Source organism: Pseudomonas sp. RA_15y_Pfl1_P11 (assembly GCF_963970975.1).
In the GTDB taxonomy this organism is placed as follows: Bacteria; Pseudomonadota; Gammaproteobacteria; order Pseudomonadales; family Pseudomonadaceae; genus Aquipseudomonas; species Aquipseudomonas tritici.
In genome coordinates this window covers 211,110-232,667 of sequence record NZ_CAXAOY010000004.1, presented here as the reverse complement: position 1 = coordinate 232,667, position 21,558 = coordinate 211,110, and the positions used below count along the sequence as shown (strand labels likewise).

15 protein-coding genes are annotated in these 21,558 nt (G+C 56.2%); all 15 read right to left on the bottom strand.

Annotation, left to right across the window (positions count from 1 at the left end):
* Nucleotides 1-2: 2 nt before the first annotated feature.
* A complete protein-coding gene (gene tssJ / locus AACY44_RS06830; protein ID WP_339419301.1) occupies nucleotides 3-623 on the bottom strand; it encodes a type VI secretion system lipoprotein TssJ in 621 nt (206 codons plus the stop codon).
* A complete protein-coding gene (locus AACY44_RS06825) occupies nucleotides 620-1,003 on the bottom strand; it encodes a DUF4150 domain-containing protein (protein ID WP_339419303.1) in 384 nt (127 codons plus the stop codon). The genes tssJ and AACY44_RS06825 overlap by 4 nt, the downstream gene beginning before the upstream one ends.
* A gap of 39 nt (nucleotides 1,004-1,042) precedes the next feature.
* The gene (locus tag AACY44_RS06820) at nucleotides 1,043-1,690 is read right to left on the bottom strand and encodes a DUF3540 domain-containing protein (RefSeq protein ID WP_339419304.1); all 648 of its coding nucleotides are present in this window, start codon (nucleotides 1,688-1,690) and stop codon (nucleotides 1,043-1,045) included.
* Nucleotides 1,691-1,712: 22 nt separating this feature from the next.
* Nucleotides 1,713-2,657, bottom strand: coding sequence for a pentapeptide repeat-containing protein (locus AACY44_RS06815; protein ID WP_339419305.1), 945 nt, complete (start codon nucleotides 2,655-2,657; stop codon nucleotides 1,713-1,715).
* Nucleotides 2,650-5,256: a DUF2169 domain-containing protein gene (locus AACY44_RS06810; protein ID WP_339438439.1), complete on the bottom strand. Its 2,607-nt coding sequence runs from the start codon at nucleotides 5,254-5,256 to the stop codon at nucleotides 2,650-2,652. Before AACY44_RS06810 ends, AACY44_RS06815 begins: the two co-directional genes overlap by 8 nt.
* Nucleotides 5,253-7,841, bottom strand: a complete 2,589-nt coding sequence (locus AACY44_RS06805) for a type VI secretion system Vgr family protein (protein ID WP_339436901.1) — start codon at nucleotides 7,839-7,841, stop codon at nucleotides 5,253-5,255. Before AACY44_RS06805 ends, AACY44_RS06810 begins: the two co-directional genes overlap by 4 nt.
* Nucleotides 7,842-7,908: 67 nt before the next feature.
* Nucleotides 7,909-10,641, bottom strand: a complete 2,733-nt coding sequence (gene tssH / locus AACY44_RS06800) for a type VI secretion system ATPase TssH (protein WP_339419311.1) — start codon at nucleotides 10,639-10,641, stop codon at nucleotides 7,909-7,911.
* Nucleotides 10,641-11,648, bottom strand: coding sequence for a type VI secretion system baseplate subunit TssG (tssG, locus tag AACY44_RS06795; protein ID WP_339419312.1), 1,008 nt, complete (start codon nucleotides 11,646-11,648; stop codon nucleotides 10,641-10,643). The genes tssH and tssG overlap by 1 nt, the downstream gene beginning before the upstream one ends.
* Nucleotides 11,612-13,327, bottom strand: coding sequence for a type VI secretion system baseplate subunit TssF (gene tssF, locus AACY44_RS06790; protein WP_339419313.1), 1,716 nt, complete (start codon nucleotides 13,325-13,327; stop codon nucleotides 11,612-11,614). The genes tssG and tssF overlap by 37 nt, the downstream gene beginning before the upstream one ends.
* Nucleotides 13,328-13,330: 3 nt before the next feature.
* Entirely contained in the window at nucleotides 13,331-13,750 is a 420-nt protein-coding gene (gene tssE / locus AACY44_RS06785) for a type VI secretion system baseplate subunit TssE (RefSeq protein ID WP_339419314.1), read from the bottom strand.
* A gap of 71 nt (nucleotides 13,751-13,821) precedes the next feature.
* On the bottom strand, nucleotides 13,822-14,310 hold the full coding sequence (locus AACY44_RS06780) for an Hcp family type VI secretion system effector (RefSeq protein WP_339419315.1): 489 nt from the start codon (nucleotides 14,308-14,310) through the stop codon (nucleotides 13,822-13,824).
* Nucleotides 14,311-14,469: 159 nt separating this feature from the next.
* Nucleotides 14,470-15,954 (bottom strand): type VI secretion system contractile sheath large subunit, encoded by a 1,485-nt coding sequence (gene tssC / locus AACY44_RS06775; protein ID WP_339419316.1) that lies wholly within the window; start codon nucleotides 15,952-15,954, stop codon nucleotides 14,470-14,472.
* 3 nt (nucleotides 15,955-15,957) lie between these two features.
* Nucleotides 15,958-16,455, bottom strand: a complete 498-nt coding sequence (gene tssB, locus AACY44_RS06770) for a type VI secretion system contractile sheath small subunit (RefSeq protein WP_339419318.1) — start codon at nucleotides 16,453-16,455, stop codon at nucleotides 15,958-15,960.
* Between the two features lie 92 nt (nucleotides 16,456-16,547).
* Nucleotides 16,548-18,128, bottom strand: a complete 1,581-nt coding sequence (gene tssA, locus AACY44_RS06765; protein WP_339529966.1) for a type VI secretion system protein TssA — start codon at nucleotides 18,126-18,128, stop codon at nucleotides 16,548-16,550.
* 1,009 nt (nucleotides 18,129-19,137) lie between these two features.
* Nucleotides 19,138-21,555, bottom strand: a complete 2,418-nt coding sequence (gyrB, locus tag AACY44_RS06760; RefSeq protein ID WP_339418515.1) for a DNA topoisomerase (ATP-hydrolyzing) subunit B — start codon at nucleotides 21,553-21,555, stop codon at nucleotides 19,138-19,140.
* Nucleotides 21,556-21,558: the final 3 nt, after the last annotated feature.

Sequence of the window (21,558 nt, the reverse complement as noted above, 5' to 3'; positions counted from 1 at the left end):
AATTATTGCTGCACGCCGGGAAGACGCACTTCACCTTCTTTGGGTTGCACAGGTTTTGGCAGCGCAAGACGACTTGTTTTGCCCCGCAGCAACGTATCAGCGCCCATTAACAAATCAATGGCAATTGGCTGCGGTGTGGCGGTCCAAACCTTACTGAAAAAACCGGTGGATGTGACATCCACTCCGATCTGGTAAAGCTTTGCGCTGCGGGCCGGGTCCAGATGTGCGTAACCGACCGCAATGCCGACCATCTTTGCGCCCTCAAGGCGCGCAAGACTCAGGGTTTTGGTCTGTCCGGGCTCAAGAAATATTCGAGTCAGACCAATCATCCCGGTCGGTGCACTGTTCATCAAAAGCAGGCTACTAAACTGCTGGGAGCTGCCGGTATACGCCGCAAAGGCGTTTATCTGATCGAACTGGGTAATTACTACCAGCAAGTTGTGGGCCTGACCATCGTATTGGTTCAAGTCCTTATCGGCAGTGAGGCTCAGTTCAATAGCGTTTTGAGCGTAACTCCATTTCAGGTCGCCAAGAGCCTTTTGCTCAGGGGTCAACTGCTGGCTGCTACTGCACCCGACCAGCAACGCGCAGAACGCGTACAGCGTAATAAATACCTTGTTCATCCCAGCACCAATACCTGTGTCTGACTTGGAGCAGAGACGACTCCGATCGTATTGGGGGGCGAGCCATTGTGAGTGGTCTGGCAAGTGACACGCACGGCTGGTTTGCCGCCAACCATGACCATCGCACTGCCGTCGATAAATGCCATTTCCCCCATGATTTTGCCGCAGATCACGCCCCCCGCAACACCGGCTTGATCACCGTTAGTCATGGTGACTTTGCTCATCATGTTCATTGCCGGCATGGCTGCCACCAGGACTTCAGGCACCAGTCCGCCGGGATCGGCCATGGAGGTTTCAGCAATATTGGGATAAGGAATCGGCACCGGACCAGCAGGCGGAACGGGTGTTTTACACACGTCAGGTGCGGTGGAGTTGGCCATCGCCCCTCCGTTGTTAAGCATGAACATCAAACTTCTCCCCTATCCCAATTTGATGCGCTCGCCATCCAGCGCGACTGTAACCTGCGCAAATAGATCCAGTGTTTCACCGCGCACACTCCAGTCTTTTTCCACCTGTTGACGCACTGATCCGGCATGCAGGTCTTCATGACCTTGTGTGCGCCGCCTGCTGTCACCGTATTCAGCGCTGTGCGTCACGGCTCGCTCGCTATGGCGCACTGCGGTGTCATTACGTTCGACCCACTGACTCTCGTTACACTCGCCGGTGACCTTGAGTGCCGATACCGCTAGGTTGGCGTCAGTCACTCCAGCAATCAGACTCTTTGCTTGAATGGCAAGCATATCGCCCGCATTGAGAGACACTCCATCACGGGTTTCGATACTCAATACACCGGTCGGAACACTCAAGTGCAGATTCCCTGCAACGCGTAACTCACTGGTCGAAGGCTGGCTACGCTCAAGCACGCTAAGAATATAGCCTGCATCGCCCGCCAGCGAAATCAAAACGCTATCACCCACCGCAGGTTGCAGCAGACATCCCAGTGCAGGCTTCAACCAATAGCGATGACCTTCAGGGCTGACCACACCATAACGCTCGCCATCAAAGGCATTGATGCGCACGTGACGTAATGTCGCCGGCATGTCGAAAGCTTGCACAATATCGTTCATTTGGAGTGACTCCTTATACGACTTATACGGCCGGGGCCCAGCATTGCGCCGCAAGACGCTCGCTGTCCACAGGACGAATGGCATCGCGATTGGCCTGCAGCCAATCACAGTTCAATAACTTTGCATCATGGAAATCTGCACCCGTAAGATCAGCTCCCACAAATGAGCAACCATTGGCAATCAACTGCCTACAACTGGTGTATTGCAGCGAGGCCCTAACGAAAAGGCTGGCCTGGACATCGGCCTGATTGAAGTTGGCCATATCAAGTCGGGCTTCTGTGAAGTCAGCTGAAGGAAAACGCACTTGGCTAAAAATCGCTTTGTTCAAGTGAGCCTGGCGCAATAGCAGATTCTCTCCTTGGCAGCGATAGAAAGACGTCGAGGTAGAGACAATGGCGCTGAAGTCAGCACCGGACAAGTGCGACTCGTCGAACGCACACTGCTGCAAATCAGCACCCGCAAAACGGGCGCTTTCAAGTCGACACCCGATAAAGCGCGACTGCTTGCATTCAACCTGCGTGGCATCCAGATCCTCCAGCGTGCAGTCGGTCCATTGACAGGACTGCATCTGCGCACCCTTTAGGACGGGTTGTTTGAAATGCGCGGCAATCAACTCCAGCCTTTTCAAGCAGGCCTGCGTAAACACCAGACCCTGCCCTGAACAACGCAACCAACGCCCCCCCAGCGTGGCACCCCTAAAGCTGACCTGGTCGAGAATACAATCGGTCATCGCAAAACTCTGGGCAACACAACCTGAGAAGTCCGCACCTTGTAGCTGACACTCGACCCAGGTGGTGCCATTTATATCTGCTTGGGCGAAGAGGGCACCTCGCGCATCCACCCGCTCAAAACGCGCCTGACGTAGATCCATCGCGCGATAGTCGCCACCCGCCAGCAACAGATCACGCAAGGGTTGCCCCGAAGAAATACGCGCCGCTAACTGTTCGGCACTCAACAGATCAGACATTTGCCAGATCCTCCTTTAATCGACAGCGGCTCAACAGGCTGTTTTCTAGGCGAACGTGTGTACCGCTCACCCCTTCAGTGAACGCGCCGTGCAAGTTGCTGTTGCTCAGGTCCGCCTGGTGCAAATTAACCTTGCGCAGCCGCACGTCCATCAGATTGGCGCCCTTCCAACTGGCGCGAGACAGGTCACTGCCCGTGAAATCCGCCGCGCAGGCCGAAAGGTGATAGCCGTTTGAATCACTCAAATTGCAACGCGATACCAGCGCCGCATCCAGCCGTGCCTCGACCAAACTGGCGCGCGGCAGTGCCGAAAACTGTAGGCTGGCACCGCTGAGGTCGGCCCTGTCCAGTCGGATATCGGGCAGTTGGCAGTCCTGGTCGGTTCGCCAGCCTTTTAACTGACATCCATCAAGCACCGCCGACTGTCCGCGGACTTTCGACCAACTGGCACTACGCAGTTCGCTAGCACTTAAGTCGGCCCCATCAATCAGACACTCGTGCCACTGCGATCGGCTCATGTGCGTCGTCTGACACTGCAACCTCGAGAGGTCACAACGCAGCCAGCGCGAGCGATCGAGCTGGGCCTCGTTAAAGTTGGCGCTGGCCATCTGGCAGTCACTGAACTGAGCACCGCTCAAATGGGCACGTTTAACGACAGCCTCAGACCAACTCGACTCCTGCGCCTGCAGGCCTTTGGCGCTGACATCGTTCAATTGCGCAGCATCGAGGCAGCAGCGCTGAAACAGACTATTGATCAGCTTCGCGGCATCCAGTTGCGCGGCGCCAAAATCGCAATCTCTGAAGGTGCAACCCTCGAGGTCGGCACCGTCAAGGCGGCAATTTTTGAGTTTGCACGCATCGAAGGTACACGCCTTAAAGTCACCGGCCCGCAAATCCAAGTCACTGAGATCCAGCCCTTCGAAGTGTTCGCCACTCAAGGACGCCCCCTCGAGATGGGTGGCATGCAGACTTTCACGGGTCCAGACCCGCTTAGGTTTGAGCGTTGGTAGTTTAAGTTCCGACGTCACAGCAGGCTTAATCGCGGCGAGGTCCTTCTGTAAAGCGTCCATGCGGGTCTTAATCTGTGACTCGACATCTTGGGCCTTGGCCAATCCGGCCTGTATCTGCGCGCGATAATCCGCCTTGCGCGCTGCCGATACAGGCATTTGGTCGACCACGGCTAACGGGTCGTAAGGCAAGGGCTTGGTTTTCTCGGCAAGGGCATACAGGCTCTGAGCATCAGTGTTCATGTGCTTGGCCATGCGCTCGACCTCCCGATGCCCGGCCTCTTTGGCCTCGGCAATACTTTTCTCGATACCCGCCTTCAAGGCCGCGCTATCGAACGGCGCTTTTGGCACACGGGGCGCGGCAATAAGAGCCGCCAAATCAGGAGACGGGATTTTGAACAGAGCACTCTGATCAACCGTCTTTCCAAAATGCGCTGCATATTTGTTCGCTGCAGCCAAAACCTCAGCCTGCTGTGCGGCGAAAAGCTGGTGTCTGGTGTCAAAAGAGGCCTGTAGCGCTTTGATCATCGCGCTCCCATCAAACGCAGGCGGCGGGGCCTCTGGCTGCACGAGCTCGGCGGTGGCCGGTTCGGGCCACAGCTCGCACGCACATTGCTCAGTGCTACGGCGCAAATCAGTGGCGTGTTCACAGACCACTCCCACCGCACCGATGTCTTCGCCGTCGATATCCTGGACAGCAATCTCGCAGCGGTAGAGCAACAGCACCCGCTCCACATCAGGAAACAACCAGACCGTGTCCAGATCAAGCGGTGCCTCTTCGGTCACGCTCGGGGTGACAGCGCGACGTAACAGTAGGCGCGGGCGCAAGCCAGGTAAGCGCCCATGTACATCGCCACGCTCGGGGTGCATGCCCGTCGCGCTCCAGGTTTCATCACCCCCCCAGTAATCGTTGAGGCACTGATCCTGGGCCACCTCGTCAAACCAGTGCGGGTCGGTATCGAGCGGCAGGAAGGGCGCACGCAGACGCTGCCAATCCTCATCGCAGGTGCCCATGAAGCGACGACGCTCGGCCGACTGCTCAGGCAGCGGCAAAAAACTGGCCAGCGTTTGCGGCGTATCTGGCCTACGTTCAGCGATTGATCTGTCTTCGATCTGCGCCAGCGGCAAACCTTCGACTGGGCCGCTGTCACCAACATGTCCCAAGCCTTCCGGGTTGTCAGCGCATTGCGGGCCGCCATAGGCGTGCTTTAGATCCAGAGCCACCGACCTCAGTGATTCGCCGGGCAGCGCCGTCCAACCCAGAACGTTGTGATGCCAATAACGGGGTGGGTAGACATATAGAGTCTTGCGCAAAGAACCGAGACTGACCTGCACCGGCATGCCCTGGCGCTGCGCATCCTGCAGGGCATAGGCACTGCCGTGAATCGCAAAAGTGCCGCGGCTTTTTTTCAGATATCGGTCAAACGGTTGCTTGTCAAAACGCTCTGCCAGCCAGGGTTGCGCCTGTTCCGGGGCCAACACCTGGTTAGCTGCGTCATACAGCAGCCCGACCGTAATCACCAGACGCGGCCCTTGGGCATCGCGCTGGCGAGCCAGTGTCAGCAGGCTGGCGCGCTTGTAGTTAAGCTTCACGGAGCGGGGACCACTGCGGCGAACAATGCATTCTGAATTCGCTGCGACTCGATAAGCGCCTGCTGGGCAGTCGCCACAACTCCCGCATTGGTCTCGAACGCCGCCAGCGTTACAGGAACTCTTAAAAGTTGCGGGTCGGGAAGCGGCGCAACACAAAGCGTAGCAAGGTCTGACGTTGAGGCCTTGATTTCTAAGCACTCAATCTGGCCAGCTTTGACCGCTTCAATCCCCTCGATAGACGCGCCTGAGACCTTGCCTGCAGTACTGATACCTCCTGTCACGAGCAGACTGCCAGTAACTTCAACATCGCCCTGCAAGATAATCGATACTCCGGACTTGATTCGTACCCCAGAGGTATTGATCTCGATCGATGAGCCCCCCACGCTCAAACCGATCGAAAGGGCAGCGTCGATCCGATACATTTTGGTTTCGAGGTCTCGGAGCTCGGTCTGCAATTTGGATATACCCGTCTTGACCTCTTCGCTTAAGGTCTCGACCAGCGTAGCCGGACGAACTTCTTTCTCGAAGTTGCGATATGAGTACTGCCACTTGTTCAAGCACAGTTCGACGCTTGGCCCAGCGATTTTGGTGGCCGCCGAAAAAAGTTGAATACCCAGCTCAACCTTAAGCGCACCAGCGCTCATCTCCGCCTGAGCTAACGCCAGTTTAGCTTCGGCGCTGAAGGTTTGGGCGCTGGCTTCGGCAACAGCCAACTTGCCCGGTTTCCAGCTAGCCTCGCCAGAGCCCCATTTTTCGGTGCCCTCATCAGAACTCTCTGCGGCATGCCCCCCCTTCTCAGTTTTATCTTTTTCAGGCTCGCTCGGTGAATCACTCACTGGCGGGGCTCCAGAGCCGACTTTCAAGGAGTAGATGCCTGGAACCTCCTGCTTAAGTGAACTGGACGACAACTGCATGTGCGCATTAGTGCGCAGGTGCGCGCCCGTCACATCACCATGGCCCATGGTGAACGTGGTATTACCGCCCGGCGCCCTCATCTTCATCAGCGGACTGCTCTGGCTGTCTTCAATCGCCAGATAATGCCCGCCCGGGCTTGAGATGCCGCTCTGGGTAGCGTTTGTAGCGTTGACCTTATTCGGGTTTTCAGAATTTGGCACACTGCCGACAATGATCGGTCTGTCAGGATCGCCCCCCAGAAACGACACCAGTACCTCGCTGCCTTTGAGCAAAGGGAAATGCATGCCATGGCTGGAGCCACTGGACATCGTCGCCATACGCAACCAGGCAGACCCACGCGTTTGCTTTTTTTCGCCGCGGATGAACGGGAAACTCACTTTGTAGCAGCCGTGTTCATTGAGCAGTGGGCGGGAGGTATCGTCATCGCCATCCACAACCGCGCTCAGAAGCCCTTGCACATGCGGTTTGCGAGTCAGACAGGGCGCACGAAACTGGACATTTTCAGGCAACGCAATGAAGCGTGTGCTGAGATCTTGAGCCATGTTATCGCCTTCCTGCCCCAGACCCGGCAGAGGTTGATAACCTTCGTGGTGTACCTGGATAACTTGGTACGCGGCGTTGAACGGCAACCGCGGATGGCCGACCAACAGCAGGGGGTAACCTGCACGCAGACCGGCGGCACGACCGCTGCCATGAAACTCACGGAACCGACAACCGATGGCCTGGGCACGACGCTCAGCCAGCCATTGGCCCTGAGCCTGTGAGCCGAAGTGCTCGCCATACACGCCTTGTTCACCGACAAAGGCAGGCGACGCAGAAATGGCTGCGAACTGATCCGGCGTCGCACCAGTGGCCAGGCTAGCAGCTGACACTGCGCCTTCCGCCTGCAACCGAACCTGCGCATTGCTGGCAGAGAAGTCCTGCAGGGTTACCGTCGCCGCCTGTCGAGTCAGCTTGCGCTCGAAGCTGCGCGCAACCGCAAGGCCATGGCCAACATCAAGATCCGAATCGTGCCGGCGATACGTCAGGAGGCTTGGAGTTTTCGGTTGATAACGCTGATCTCCACACAACACCAACGCTTCCCCGTCGGGGCCTTGCTCGAAAAAATAGTACACACCAAAGTATTCAAGCAAGCGCGACAGGAACGCAAAACTCGACTCCTCGAACTGGCAGGTAAAGGTCGCTTGGGTCAATGCGACGTCTTCACTGGGCAAACGGATATCGAAGTCATATGCAGAACTCGGTACACCATCGATGCCAGGGCCCTCGACCGTCAGGTCGACCAGTTTAAGCACTTCGCGAATCAACTCCGGAAGGCTTTTGTCCAGCCAGATTTCCGAAAACCTGAAGTGACGCAACTGCGCAAAGCGCGGCTCCAACACCACTCGGTAGTAGTGATAAAAGGAGTCAGCATCCAGATAGTCCACGGCCGAGACGATGCCGTGATAAGGATGAGGGATTCCCTTTTCATCACTGAGCGTCAGTACTGCCTTGTTGCCCAGCAGCGCTTCGTCATCGAATAAAGGGTTGAGGGTCGCCAGTCGTATTTCGAAGCGGTACGGTTGTGATAAGCCCTCTTCACCCTGCCACTGCTGAACCAACAATGTTTCAAGCAACAACGAAGGTGCAAGGCTGGTAAAGGTACATAGCGCCGAGTCAATAAGGGCCATCAGCAATCCTTAATGTGAAATATCTAAAAAAGGGCCTGTAACGTCAGGCCCCGTAACAATTGACTCGTTACTCTAAGAGTTCGGCCACGGCATCACCCTCGGGTGAAGACCTGATCGCGTCGACTTCCACCTTGGTGATGACCCATTCGCCATTGGCGTCAACAGCCACGTGCAATTCAGCCAGCGGACGCTGATCGGCGATGGCCCCCAGCAGCACGTCGGACAAACGTGGAGTGAGGCTTTTGCGCAGGATGAAATCGATGTTGCGCGCACCGCTTTCTACTTCGGTGCAGCGTGCGGCGATGGCGTCGGCCACTTCCGGGGCGAAGCTCAGGCGCACTTTCGACGAGGCCAGCAGGCGCTCGCTGAGGCGGCCCAGCTTGAGGCGCACGATACCTGCCAATTGTTCGCCACCGAGGGTGAAGAACGGCACGATGGTCATGCGCGCCAGGAGCGCCGGTTTAAAGTGGCGGGACAGGATAGGACGGATTTTTTCCGCTAGGGTGTCCGGGTCCGGACGGCCATCCACGCACAGGTTCTGGATTTCATCGGTGGCCAGGTTGCTGGTCAGCAACACCACGGTGTTGCTGAAGTCGATCTGTCGACCTTCGCCGTCCGACAGGCTGCCTTTGTCGAACACTTGATAGAAGATGTTCACCACGTCGAGGTGAGCCTTCTCCACCTCGTCGAGCAGCACCACCGAGTATGGCCGCTTGCGCACTGCCTCAGTCAACATGCCGCCCTCACCGAAGCCAACATAGCCAGCAGGCGAACCCACCAGACGGCTGACGGTATGCTTCTCTTGGTACTCGCTCATGTTGACCGAGATCAGTGCCTGCTCGCCGCCGAACAGATGCTCGGCCACGGACAGGGCGGTTTCAGTCTTGCCTACGCCGGACGGGCCGACCAGCAGGAATACACCCAGTGGCTGCTGCGGATCACGCAGGCCAGATTGGGCGGCCTTGAGGATCTCCGCGATCTGCTCGACCGCTGTGTCTTGGCCACGAATGCGGGTCTTGATGTTGTCCGCTAGGGCCAGCACGCCACCAGCGGCATCGCGCAACACCTTGCCCAGCGGTACGCCGGTCCAGTCAGAAACAACCTTGGCAATGGCATCCGGGTTGACTTCAGTGAACAGTAACGGCTCATCACCTTGCAGTTCAGCCAATGCCGCGCGTGCCTGATCAAGTTCAGCCTGACGCTCGCTCAAGCCAGCCAGGGTCACGGCTTCTACACCTTCGGCCGGGGCCGGAATGTCTTGCTCCTTGAGGGCCAACTGCTTGCGTGCCTCAAGCACACGTACGGCAGCGTCACGCTCTTCGGTCCAGCGACTTTCAAGCGCGGCGCGAGTGGCTTCGATGCTGTCCTGTTCCTCGGCGATAGCCGCCAAGCGTTCATCCTCCACAGGGAAGCCGTTGGCGCGGTCACGTTGCAAGGCGGTCAGTTCACGCTCAAGGCCGGACAACTGGCGTTCCATACGCTCAAGTTCAGCAGGCTTGATGCCTAGGCCGATGCGCACACGGGCGCTGGCGGTGTCCAGCAGGTCAACGGCCTTGTCCGGCAGCAGGCGGCCTGTGATGTAGCGGTCGGACAGTTCAGCAGCAGCGACAATTGCATCGTCGCGCACACTGACCCCGTGGACTTTTTCGTAATGCCCTTTGAGACCGCGCAGGATCAGCACGGCAGTTTTTACCGTCGGCTCGTCCAGTTTGACCAATTGGAAACGACGCGCCAAAGCAGGGTCTTTTTCAAAGTACTTCTTGTACTCCGACCAAGTGGTCGCGGCGATGGTGCGCAACTCACCACGGGCCAAGGCAGGCTTGAGCAGGTTGGCTGCATCAGAACCACCAGCAGCGCCACCGGCACCGATCAGCATATGCGCTTCGTCGATGAACAGAATCACCGGTGTGGTTGAGGCCTTGATCTCTTCGATCACCCCGCGCAAGCGGTTTTCAAATTCGCCTTTGACGCTGGCACCGGCTTCTAGGGCACCCAGGTCCAGGCTCAACAGGCGGGTGTTCTTAAGGAAGTCCGGAACTTCGTTTTGGCTGATCAGCAACGCCAGGCCTTCGACCACGGCGGACTTGCCGACACCAGGCTCGCCCACGGCGATGGGGTTGTTCTTGCGCCGACGGGCAAGAATATCGATCATCTGGCGGATTTCATCATCACGGCCAAAGATCGGGTCAATACGCCCTGCAGCAGCCTTTGCGGTCAGGTCTTCGCAGAAACGGGCGATATTGTCTTCGGCTGCGGGAGCCAAACCTGCGGTGCCAGCTACCGATGAAGAGGCCGTACCAGCCTGCAAGCTGTCCAACGGACCTTCGCTGGACCCCCCCAGCAATGCGGCGAATTCGGCGGTCAGTGCATCGGTGGAAATCGGCTTGAGCATCTCGCCATAGCGAGTGCCGGCGGTGTAGTAGCCCAGACGCGAAACCAGCGCCAGCAGCAGCGAGCCGCCACGAATGCGGCCGGTGCCCACTACTAGAGAGGCGATCAACCAAGCGTCCTGAATCCACTCGGTCAGCAAACTGGCGAAGACAGGGCGACCCGGGTTGCCATTTTTCAGCTGTGCCAGGCCGTCGTCGAGCATGGCACGCAAGCGCATCGGATCAATCTCAAAGCGAGTCAGGATGCGCGTCACATCGGCATTGGGGTCTTCCAGTAACTGACGCAGCATGTGTTCAAGAGAAATTTCGTAGTGCGTGCGCGCCAGTGTCAGCCCGGCAGCGTTCTCCAAGGCCTTAGTACTGAAGACATTGAGCCGTGCGAATAGCGGTTTAAGTTCAACCTGAATCATTAGTTAGCCCTCTCTTCGAGCGTTAGTCCGTGTTCAGCCGTTAGCATGAATATCACTTCATCTTGCGCGGCGCCGTCGCCGAGCCAAGTGTCTAGACCTAGTCGTTGCCAGCCTTGACCCAGAGTTGCACATTGTTGTTCATCAACTTCTAGGCGCATGACCAAGCGGCAGCGCAGTGGCGTTTGCAAATACAACTTCACCAGCCGCTCAAGGTTTTGATAAACCGGTTGTCCGGGCAGCAACGAATGGAAGCGCTCCGCGCTCAATGGCCCGACACGAAGATCCAGTGAGCCGCTGCGGTCAATGACGTCACGACCCAATAGGCTGTCTTCTCCCAGCACGCCACACTGCGTGCCCAGATAGGTCCGAGCCGAACGATCAATACGCAAGCGTGTTGCAACGCACGGCACCACTTCGACCGACCGATCATCGAGCACCGACTGCACCAGTTGTTGCAGACCCAGCGCCGAACGAGGGTACTGGTTGAACAGGCCGGCGTACCGCAACAGGTCGGTGGAGCGCTCGCGGTCTTCTGGCCGCGCATCAGCCATCCCGATGAGGGCCTGCAGATGGCGCAGGCTTTTGACTTCCCGGCGTTCGGTGATATCGATCCAAATGCGGTGCTTTTCCCAGGCCCGAAATAGCAACGGGTAGAGCGAAGCATGCAAAATGTCGAGAAAGTCACGGCCCGCCGAATGCCCCTGTAATTGTTCGTCGATCAGGTCTTCGGTGTAGAACGTGGGCAGCGGCGAAGTAACGCCATACAAACCGAAAAAGTTCGCTTCAATGCGGTAACGACCGTCGGCATCAAGCTCGATGCGACCGATATCACGCTGCGGAAAACCCAACCCCAGCCGCGGCCGGATTCGCACGTTTTCGACGAACTCTTTCTCGCTGGGAAAACGCAGACGCAACAGGCGCAGTGCCTGGAAAAATGCGTAATCGCCGCCATTGTCGAGCAGCGGATCGACTACAGCAGGCGTTGTTGCCCGATCTTCGCTGGCCATTTCAAGGTCTCGTGGTTAACGCTGTCGAACAGCGTGAAGGCCGTAAAGCTATTGATTGCCGTACAGCCGGCGAAGAACTCATCGAGTACACAGCCGAACATGTAGAAGTTGCCAGGACTCAGAAAGTGATCACCGCGACAGTCCACGCGCACCACGCTGCCTTCAATAGGCAAGCCACGAATAAAGCGCCGCTCCGAGGTGACGGTGACTTTTTCAATTGCATCCACGCGCCGCTGATTGGCGTCCTGTGCGCCCTCGCCGAGGCTGGGCAGGTACAAGGAGAGCAAGCCGCGCAAATAATCGCGGTCAGCCAGACGGAAGTGGTTGGCATTGAGTTGTGAGAGCATGCGCCACAGCAATTTGTCATCGAACTTGGGCGGCTGGCACGCGGTAATGCCCCGAATGTTCTTGAACTCCACCCTTGGCGGCGTGTTATCCGTGGGCTGGTTCAAATCACCCAGGCGCAGACTTTCCGGAAGTTTGCCATTGGTGCACAGCAGGCCAATGGATAAGGTCATTTCGCTGGGAACCTTGCCCTCGCTGTACGGCAGGCTCAGGTAATGATCATAGCCATGTGCATCAATGCTCGATGAACGAATACGCAGGTTATAAGTGTCGCGCTGCGAAAAGGTATTGAACGGCTCCAGAACCCGCTCACCGCCCGCCGCCGAGTAAGCGCTGACCTTAAGTACCGAGTGAATGCGCATGCTCATGCGCTGGCCATGGTCAGCCGGCTGGATGCGGTAATCGGGCTGCTTGTGGTCGATACGCAAGGGATGTGCGTCTTGTGCAAACAGGTTAATGGCTGGGGTAACGCCCAGCATGAAGCTATTGCTCGACAGGTTAGGCGTCCACTCAGGCAGGCTGTCAAACATCAGCCTTACGCTGAAACGCCCATCGTTGCCCCGTGTGCGCCATTGTTTGAAGCCTGAAAGCGCAACAAACAAAAACTTCTCAGGCAGTGCAAAGTATTCCTGTAGACAGCGGTAAGCAGGGTGCGCGTTGTTAGGGAACGGCAGCAGCAGGTTATCGGCATCAAAGCCCAAGCCTCGCAGGTTCTTCGCCGGCAACATCGTCACTGGCTGGCCGGGCGCCGAGATGCGGATCTCGCGCAGATTAAGCTGCAAAAGGCGCAACAATTTACAGGCGTCAGCCAGACCATCTCCCAGATAAAAACGCAGGCTGTCTGCTTCCCAGTCGTCGGCCCGGGAAGCGGTGAAGGCAAAATCCAGAACCAGACTGCGTTCTTCGCCCGTGCCGCCCTCCCAGCGCGTATCGAGCAGTTGCAACGGTTCAAGATCCACGGCAACGGTGCTGCGAAAACTCACGCGCTGGCCATCAACCGGCACCGAGGTCACCTCACACCCAGCGTCTATACGGGTGGCTTCCTGCAAGGCTGCTCGTGGCTGGAACTGCAACATGGTCAGGCAAGGCAACGGTTGCAGGTAATGCGGATAAAGCAGTTGTGCCAGCTCCTGAATGAACTCCGGAAACTCATCGTCGAGCCGTTGGCGAACCATGCCGGTAAGAAACGCCACGCCTTCAAGCAGTCGCTCGACATCCGGGTCACTTGCAGAGTCCACGCCCAGCAAAGGTGCCAGCGCCGGGTTGCTGCGGGCAAACTCGTCAGCCAGCCGACGCAGATGGTTGAGTTCACTCTGGTAATGGCTATTGAGCATAATTTAGTGCATCGCCAAAGAAACACGGCCGTCCGAAGACACTCGCGTTGCCAGATGAATGGGGATGTCTCGATCGTCGACTTCCACCAGGCCATCCAGCGTGAAACTCAGCGACAGCACCTCTTGGGAACCTTCGGCGACCAGAATGCGCGGTGATTTCAGACGAGGTTCGTAACGAGCAATCATGCGGGTCATATTTTCGATGATCTGCGTGGTCTCGCCGGTCGCAAAAGAACCGGCCAGATTAGTAAAATCGGGAACGCCAAACTCAGCGTCGATCGGCACACTGCCGCGACGGGTATTGAGGATGCGTTGCAGGTGAAGAACAATCGACTGCGTCAGCACCTCGGCCTGGGTCAGGTGTGTGCGGCCAGTATCGGCTTGCAACATCGTGATGCGCTCAAGCAATCGTTTTTCTTTCAACGCCGTTCACCTTCTGAAAACTCAAGAGCGCCGCTCTGTTACAGAGCGGCGCTTTAACGATGCTGCGTTGCTTAAGCCTTCGGAGCCAACCAGGAATCTTCGGCTTCGATGCCGTCCGGCACCCAGGTCCATACGATTTTTTCGTAGGTGATGCCGATGTCTTCCATGTGGCCCAGTTGCTTGAACTCAGGGTCCAAGGTGTTCGGCACCCAAGTGCGAGCCGAAACCAGAACCGCGTTGCTCAGGGTGATGGTGTAGTACTTTTCCTCGGTACCTTTTGGCGAGATCCGGTAGAACTCCAGCACTACGGTTTTGAGCTGCTCGCCCGAAGTCAGTGCCTGAAAAAGTTTTGGCGAGGATTTGTCCACTTCTTTGGTCAGGGTCATGCCCTGATGAACGCGCTTGCCTGCAGGCAAACCGGTTTGTGGATTCTTTGGAATGTCGACCAGGTGTTCAACCGCTTGGACCAGGATCATCCCTGCGTGGCCGGTGACAGCGCAAGAGCCTTCGATTTTACCTTGGTTCTGGCCTTCGATACTCAGGTAGCATGGCATTGGCATAGTGTGTACCCCGAACTAATGATTGAGTGATTACGCAGCGAGGGAACGGTTGTCCGTGTCTCGTTGTGTTGAGTCCATCTTAGGTAGATAACGAGAGCATGACCCTCGGGTGAAGACCTGAATGAGCGAGATAAATCCCGCCCATCAGCCTTGCATCAATTAGCTTTTATCGAGCTTGCCCACCAGCGACAGCGTGAAAGATGCACCCATGTACTTGAAGTGCGGGCGCACTTTCAGGCCGACCCGGTACCAGCCTGGATCACCCTCAACATCACTCACGGTGATCTCGGCCTGACGCAACGGACGACGACTGCGCACACCGGCGGCAGGGTTATCCATATCGGCCACATATTGGCGAATCCAGGTGTTGAGTTCGGTTTCCAGGTCTCCACGCTCTTTCCAGGTACCGATGTTTTCGCGCTGAATCACTTTGATGTAATGCGCTAGGCGGCTGACCACAAAAATGTAGGGCAGCTGGGTGCCGAGTTTGTAGTTCAGCTCAGCTTCCTTGCCTTCCTTGTCATTGCCGAAGTACTTGGGCTTCTGGCACGAGTTGGCCGAGAAAAACGCAGCGTTGTCGGTGTTCTTGCGCATGGTCAGCGCAATAAAACCCTGCTCGGCCAGCTCGAACTCGCGACGCTCGGAGATGAGCACTTCGGTTGGGATCTTGGTCTGGGTTTCACCCATCGCTTCGTAGTTGTAGATCGGCAAATCACCGACCGTACCACCACCCTGTGGGCCGATGACGTTGGCACACCAACGGTACTGGGCAAAACTGTCAGAAAGTCGGCTGGCAAAGGCGAAGGCTGCATTGCCCCACAGGAAGTCCTTGTTGCCGCCACTGACGCTTTCGTTGTAACGGAAGGTCTTGGCTGGCACGGTGTCTTCGCCATAAGGCGTACGCAGCAGAAAGTGCGGCAAGGTCAGACCAACAAACCGTGCATCGTCGCTTTCACGGAAGGCGTTCCACTTGGTGAACTGCGGACCTTCAAAAACGGCTTGCAGGTCTTTGAGGTTCGGCAAATCAGCAAAACTGTCGATCCCGAAAAACTGTGGGCCTGCCGATGCAATAAACGGCGTGTGAGACATGGCCGAGATCGCAGCGACCGATTGCAGGAGTTTCATATCCTGCGTGCCGGGGTTGAACTCGTAGTTACCGATGATCGAGCCAAACGGCTGGCCACCGAACTGGCCGAACTCGGCGGTGTAGACCGCCTTGTAAAGACCTGAACGGGTGATTTCCGGCGCGTCTTCAAAGTCTTCAAGTAGCTTTTGCTTGGAAACACTGAGGATTTCCAGCTTGTTGTTCTCGCGAAAATCAGTACGGTCGACGAGGAATTTCAACGAGCGCCACGAGGATTCCAGTTTTTGGAATTGATCATCATGGATAATCGCATCGACCTGACGGCAGAGCTTAGCGTCAAGAGTGGCGATCATATCGTCAATCAGACCAGCGCTGACCTTTTCAGTCTGGCGCGCCGGCTCAAGCAGTTCGGTGACGAACGCTTCGAGTCCCTGGCGGGTAACCGAATAGGCTTCATCGCCTGGCTTGACCCGAGTGGCCTCGACCAGTTGATCCAGCAGAGAGACGCCTTCTAAGGCCTGGGGTGCGCCTTCAGCGGCTTGGCTTTTTTCTTCACTCATGGGTTACTCCTTGTCCTTTACGCCAAGTTCGGCGAGCAGACGCTCACGTGCACCGTCATCGTTCATCAGGGCCTGCAATTGCTTGCGAAATTCCGGCAGATTGCCCATCGGGCCTTTCAGCGCCTTGAGCGAATCGCGCAGGGCGATCAGTTGCTGCAGCTCAGGAACCTGACCCACGATGGCATCAGGCTCAAAGTCTCGGATCGACTGAAACTTCAACGAGACGGGAAGTTGCTCGTCTTCCGGCGCGCTCTCGGACAGCCGATTGGGCACGGCCAGTTGCAGGCTTAGGTTCTGGCCCTTAAGCACATCGGTAAAGTTGTCCTTATCGACACGGATCGGCTTAATGTCCTCGACCGGGGTCTCATCTTCACGCAAGGTGAAGTCACCAATTACCAGTTGCTTGAGAGGCAGTTCGACCTGCTCTTGAGCGCCACCGGTGTCAGAACTGTAAACAATATTGACGCGCTCTTTCGGCGCGACGGAACCATCACTAGCCATTTCACTCACTCCTGGATACCGGGCTCACTCAAGGCAGCCATTAAAAACTTAAGGCACGGGTGCATCTGTTTTGCTTTCGGGTATTGCTGAACTCAACCGGCCTGTGGGCTGGCAAAATGCCAGAAGGCCGACATATCCATCGCGGCCAGTTGCTCTGCCCACAATGACCTTGAACCGCTCTCGTCATAGCTTTGGGCGAGTTCCAATAAAGGCTGCACCAGCTCGGGCTCCCAGCGGTCGAGACGTTGCTCCTTGGCTTCCTGTAACAACACATCCAGGGCCACACGCAACTGCAGCGAAGGATCGAAACGGTGCAATAACTCGTACTGGGCCTTGCGCAGGCGAAAGCGATCACGGCCACTGGCAACGTCGCGCAAACTATCCTGCAGGCGAGTCATGGCGTCTTTGAGTTGCCCGGTTGCAGCGCTCTGCCGAGCTTCATCAATGAGCGTTTGAATAGCGTCAACGGCTCCACCACGGGACACTGGGGCAAGGCCCTCAAGCCAGCTGCGAGTTGCACCATCAGCGAAAGGTTGGCCGTCCGCGAAAGTCAATTCGGCCAGCGCAGGCAGGCGTGCCAATAGCTGTTGCGTCTCCAGTATCAGACTGACAGCAGCGCTTACTGCAGCAGATCCCAGACGCGACAGCGCAGCATGGCAGACACGGTTAAGATCCAACCAAAGTGGATATACCCCCAAATGGCCTTCACAAAAACGCACGATGTCCAACGGTTCGCCGACACTTTGCAAGCGGGCGAAGCTTTCCAACTGGTTTTGTGGTGGCGCTGGCAGGCGAGTCATATTGGACTGCGAGGGTGGAGCCTGCTCCAGTGTCATCCAGGCCATTTGTCGATTCAGGCGAAAAAGCAGAGGCAGGGTGGTGCGTGATTCAAGACAAAAATCCACTAACGGAGAGAACGAGGCAAACACGCCGGTGATTGCGTTTTCGACGGACTCGTCACTGTCCAGGGTGCCAATAGGCTGTACCGTACCTAGCGCTGGCGGTGTTCCGCTGGGCATGGCACTGGATTGAGAAACAGGCTGTGCGACTGACACCGGAGTGGGGACGGGACGCACCTGCTGACTATCCCCAGGTACATCGGCGCTTACGGGTTCGAGCTCCGGTTCGGCAATGGCCTCGACCGGTAACTGCGACAGGCGACGGCGCATACGAAAAAAAGCCGGGCCTTCAGCGTCATACTCACGCCAGACCGTATCGAGGGCGTCCCAGTCTTTGAGCAAGCTTTCGAGTTGAGATACCTCCAAGGCAGGGAAACTTTCCTCAATCTTGGCAGTCAACCATTCCAGCATCCACTCAGCCTGATTGCGTCGAGCACGTAAACGCGAAGGAGGGGGCGTCAAATTATCCCAGTAAAGCTCAAGCATTTGGTGAAGAACATGAACACCAGTCGCCAAACCAGGCAGCCCACGGGTCTGCGTCCATGCGCACAGCAACCAGATGGCAGCGTTCAAATCCTTGCCTTCTTCGCTCAATACTTTCGCACAGGCGGCGCCAACCTTATGCCAATCGACGCCTGACTCGGCATAGATGTTGGTCAGCTTTTCAATTTCTGTCTGCGCCAGTGTGAATGCAGCACCCTCGCGCGGATTCACGCCCGCTGGGTTTGCCTCACTGATTGCAAACGAACCTAATGCGTCATCAGAACAACTCATCCACGCTTCCCGCTATTAAGACAAGCCACGTCACACCTGGCATCGTCGCCCCGTATTAAGGGGGCGCATTCAAAGTCACGGATTACCACATCGCAATAAGACGTAGTCGGTCAATGCCAGAGTTATTTTACTGAAAAACCGTCAAGAAATAATGTCACTTTGATATCTCGATAGAAAATACTAAGCGAAGCTTGCCGCTGCTGTCATCCTCTTAAACCGACGAAGAGAGAGAGGTTTTTCTGGCGCCAACAAAACAACTCTAGCGCCGCTTCACTCACTCCACGTTAGTACAAACAAATATAGTCACACTGCCAACAGAAGTTATTTAGTTAAAAATACTTTTAAAATCAGCCGCTTTGGCTTTCACGTATCGCTAGCGAACGTTCACTCGTGTAGCTTCATGCTATCGACACCATTCGTGCAATACTTGAGCGAACCGATATGATAAAAAGCCCCATTTAACATGTCCGAACCTGCTCAGATAAAGATAGTACGGCGACTCCAAAGGCCTTCCTATCAGGTAAAGACCTGAGTTCCCTCTGTTTCGGTTATTTCACTGACCGAATGTGACTCCTCGCGAATCGTTGTATTTGCTGGTTTTTTACAGCGTTGGAGATGGGTCAGTCTTCCTTCACCCCACGGGTCAATGAGGCGCTGGCGCCAATATCTCGATAGATAGACAGATTTCCTCCAGACGATGGGGTTTGGGCTGAGCGTAGTCCAATATCCGCTACGCATACAATGAGATGTTGCGCTGAACGCTCTGCCCATCCTTCTACGTCGTCTTTTCACTGCGCAAAAAAACCTGCTTATGAGCGTAATGAGAGTTTGCTGGCGACAGCCAAATTGAACGGTATTGATGTGCCAAATCGATAATTGCACTCGTTTCGGAGGCGAAAAAAAGCCCGCTTTATAAGCGGGCCTTCTTTGCAATGGCTTCCTAATCCACAGGTTAGGTGAACCATCTATTTGTGAAAATGAGCAACTATTCTGGGATCCTACATCTGAATCAGAAGTCCAGGTTAGAAACCGCCAACGCGTTGCTCTCGATGAAGTCACGACGAGGTTCGACCGCATCACCCATCAGGGTGTTGAAGATCTGGTCTGCGCCAATCGCGTCTTCGATGGTCACACGCAGCATACGACGCTGGGCGGGATCCATGGTGGTTTCCCACAGCTGATCGGGGTTCATCTCGCCCAAACCTTTGTATCGCTGGATGGTGTGGCGCTTGGTGCTTTCAGCCATCAGCCAGTCAAGGGCTTCCTTGAATTCCTTGACCTGCTTCTTGCGTTCGCCACGCTGAATATAAGCGCCGTCATCCAGCAGAGTGCTCAACTGCGCGCCCAGAGTAACCACTGTCTTGTAGTCATTGCTGCCGAAGAAGTCGCGGTTGAAAGTGACGTAGTTGGAAAGGCCGTGGGAGATCAACTCGACCTCCGGCAGCCACACGTTACGTTCACGGTCTTCACGCAGGCTGGCTTTGTACACCAGGCCAGACTTCTCGACGGTGCGCAGGCGCACTTCGTACTGGGCCAGCCAATCCTGCATGTGCGCATGGTCGCCCAACTGTTCCAAGCTCACGGCTGGCAGGTAGATGAAGTGCTCGGTCAGCTCCTGAGGGTACAGGCGCGACAAACGCTTGAGGGTCTTCATCACCATGCGGAAGTCGTTAACCAGACGCTCCAACCCCTCACCGGAGATGCCCGGCGCTTCGTCGTTCAAGTGCAAGCTGGCATCTTCCAGAGCCGACTGCGTCATGTACTCTTCCATGGCGTCGTCGTCTTTAATGTATTGCTCTTGCTTGCCCTTTTTCACTTTGTACAACGGCGGTTGGGCGATGTAGATATAGCCACGCTCGATCAACTCCGGCAACTGACGGAAGAAGAAGGTCAGTAGCAAGGTACGGATGTGCGAACCGTCGACGTCAGCATCGGTCATGATGATGATGTTGTGATAGCGCAGTTTGTCGATGTTGTACTCGTCACGGCCAATACCGCAGCCCAACGCCGTGATCAAGGTGCCGACTTCCTGAGAGGAAATCATCTTGTCGAAGCGAGCCTTCTCGACGTTGAGGATCTTACCCTTCAACGGCAGGATGGCCTGGGTACGGCGGTTACGACCCTGCTTGGCGGAGCCGCCAGCAGAGTCACCTTCCACTAGATACAGTTCGGAGAGGGCAGGGTCTTTCTCCTGGCAGTCAGCCAGTTTGCCCGGCAGGCCGGCGATATCCAGCGCACCTTTACGACGGGTCATCTCACGGGCTTTACGCGCGGCTTCACGGGCACGTGCAGCATCGATCATCTTGCCGACAACCAGCTTGGCTTCGTTCGGGTTTTCCAGCAGGAAGTCGGAAAAGTACTTACCCATCTCCTGTTCCACTGCGGTCTTCACTTCGGAAGACACCAGCTTGTCTTTAGTCTGGGAACTGAACTTAGGATCTGGCACTTTCACCGAAATGATCGCCGTCAGGCCTTCGCGAGCATCGTCACCGGTAGTGGCGACTTTATGCTTCTTGGCCAAACCTTCGGCTTCGATATAGGTGTTGAGGTTACGCGTCAGTGCGGACCGGAAACCCACCAGGTGAGTACCACCGTCGCGCTGAGGAATGTTATTGGTGAAGCACAACAGGTTCTCGTTGAAGCTGTCGTTCCACTGCAGGGCGATTTCCACGCCGATGCCGTCTTCACGCTGGATGTTAAAGTGGAACACCTGGTTGACCGCAGTCTTGTTGGTGTTCAGGTATTCAACGAACGCACGCAGACCGCCTTCGTATTTGAACAGCTCTTCCTTGCCGCTGCGCTCGTCCTTGAGGACGATACCCACACCCGAGTTAAGGAAGGACAGTTCGCGAATACGCTTGGCCAGGATGTCCCAGCTGAAGTGGATATTCTTGAAGGTTTCGTCAGACGGTTTGAAGTGAATCTGCGTACCGGTAGTTTCGCTGTCACCGACAATTTTCATCGGTTCTTTTGGAACACCGTGCACGTAGGTCTGTTCCCAGATCTTGCCGCTACGGCGAACAGTCAGGATCAGCTCTTCGGACAGCGCGTTCACGACTGACACACCTACGCCGTGCAAACCACCGGAGACTTTATAGGAGTTATCGTCAAACTTACCGCCGGCGTGGAGCACAGTCATGATGACCTCTGCCGCCGAAACGCCTTCTTCTTTGTGCACATCTACCGGAATGCCGCGACCGTTGTCGCGCACGGTAATAGACTCATCCGGGTGGATGATGATGCTGATGTCGTCGCAGTGACCGGCCAGAGCTTCGTCGATGGAGTTGTCGACCACCTCGAACACCATGTGGTGCAGACCGCTACCGTCATCAGTGTCGCCAATGTACATACCGGGACGTTTGCGTACGGCATCCAAACCTTTCAGCACTTTAATGCTGGTCGAGTCGTACGTGTTTTCTTCGCTCATGCC

What these genes read in the sequence shown, in the direction of transcription:
- tssJ (WP_339419301.1), bottom strand. Translation starts at nt 623, where the DNA reads ATGAACAAGGTATTTATTACGCTGTACGCGTTCTGCGCGTTGCTGGTC.
- AACY44_RS06825 (WP_339419303.1), bottom strand. Translation starts at nt 1,003, where the DNA reads ATGGCCAACTCCACCGCACCTGACGTGTGTAAAACACCCGTTCCGCCT.
- AACY44_RS06820 (WP_339419304.1), bottom strand. Translation starts at nt 1,690, where the DNA reads ATGAACGATATTGTGCAAGCTTTCGACATGCCGGCGACATTACGTCAC.
- AACY44_RS06815 (WP_339419305.1), bottom strand. Translation starts at nt 2,657, where the DNA reads ATGTCTGATCTGTTGAGTGCCGAACAGTTAGCGGCGCGTATTTCTTCG.
- AACY44_RS06805 (WP_339436901.1), bottom strand. Translation starts at nt 7,841, where the DNA reads ATGGCCCTTATTGACTCGGCGCTATGTACCTTTACCAGCCTTGCACCT.
- tssH (WP_339419311.1), bottom strand. Translation starts at nt 10,641, where the DNA reads ATGATTCAGGTTGAACTTAAACCGCTATTCGCACGGCTCAATGTCTTC.
- tssG (WP_339419312.1), bottom strand. Translation starts at nt 11,648, where the DNA reads ATGGCCAGCGAAGATCGGGCAACAACGCCTGCTGTAGTCGATCCGCTG.
- tssF (WP_339419313.1), bottom strand. Translation starts at nt 13,327, where the DNA reads ATGCTCAATAGCCATTACCAGAGTGAACTCAACCATCTGCGTCGGCTG.
- AACY44_RS06780 (WP_339419315.1), bottom strand. Translation starts at nt 14,310, where the DNA reads ATGCCAATGCCATGCTACCTGAGTATCGAAGGCCAGAACCAAGGTAAA.
- tssC (WP_339419316.1), bottom strand. Translation starts at nt 15,954, where the DNA reads ATGAGTGAAGAAAAAAGCCAAGCCGCTGAAGGCGCACCCCAGGCCTTA.
- tssB (WP_339419318.1), bottom strand. Translation starts at nt 16,455, where the DNA reads ATGGCTAGTGATGGTTCCGTCGCGCCGAAAGAGCGCGTCAATATTGTT.
- tssA (WP_339529966.1), bottom strand. Translation starts at nt 18,128, where the DNA reads ATGAGTTGTTCTGATGACGCATTAGGTTCGTTTGCAATCAGTGAGGCA.
- gyrB (WP_339418515.1), bottom strand. Translation starts at nt 21,555, where the DNA reads ATGAGCGAAGAAAACACGTACGACTCGACCAGCATTAAAGTGCTGAAA.